1 protein-coding gene is annotated in these 1,026 nt (G+C 61.1%); it reads right to left on the reverse strand.

The genetic code is table 11. The annotated features are described in order from the left end of the window. Positions 1–840: hypothetical protein (locus ACWDKQ_RS36405; protein ID WP_450143278.1), on the reverse strand; the 840-nt coding region annotated here is incomplete at its 3' end. Between the last annotated feature and the right edge of the window lie 186 nt (positions 841–1,026).

Genomic DNA, 1,026 nt, shown 5'->3' on the forward strand with positions numbered 1-1,026 from the left:
ATCCAGGTCGCCAGCAACATTCCTCTCGCCAACACCGTCAAATCCCTCCCAGGCGAATGGAACGTCCTCATGCCCAAAATCAGCAGACCAGTGATCCAAAACCTCAAGACCAAGCCACGCCTCCCCCCAAACATTTTTCTCAACCTCGAACCCCTGCCCATTCACCCAGTCCAACCCTGCCTCAACCGTCTTGGCCCCTCCTACCTTTTGAGACAACACAACCCACTCATTCAACCGCTCCCTCTCTATCCCAGGCCGTTGAACCTGCTTCGCCTTCCCAGTCGCGGCAAGCCACGCATCCCCCCACTTCTCGGCCTTAACCCCGAGCCCCTGTCCATTCACCCATTTCAGTCCTGCCGCAGCCGTCCTGGCCCCTCCCTCCTCTTGAGCCCGCACAACCCACTCGTTCAACCGCTCCTTATCTATCCCAGGCCGTTGAACCTGCTTCGCCTTCCCAGTCGCGGCAAGCCACGCCTCCCCCCAAACGGTTTTCCCAATCACGAGCCCCTGTTCATTCACCCATTTCAGTCCTGCCGCAGCCGTCTCGGCCCCTCCCTCCTTTTGAGCCCGCACAACCCACTCCTTCAACCGCTCCTTATCTTCCCCAAACCGCCGAACCTGCCTCGCCTTCCCAGTCGCGGCAAGCCACGCCTCCCCCCAAACGGTTTTCCCAATCACGAGCCCCTGTTCATTCACCCATTTCAGTCCTGCCGCAGCCGTCTCGGCCCCTCCCTCCTTTTGAGCCCGCACAACCCACTCCTTCAACCGCTCCTTATCTTCCCCAAACCGCCGAACCCGCTTCACCGTCCCCGGCTCAGCATCCTGCTGTCCAGACGCCACCACACCACCCACAGCCGCCCCATGGTGGGCGGCTGTTTGTCGCTGGCGCTCGCCTTTTCTTCCTGTCCATCTGATCACTGCGGGTGGTGTTTCGCCGGTGTAGCGCGGTGGTGTGGCGTTGAGTGCTACTGCGGCACCTAGTTCGGGTCCGGATCTCCCAAGTTGCTGGCCTTGGGGCCCCAGTAG

It is taken from the genome of Saccharopolyspora sp. NPDC000995, from assembly GCF_053599315.1.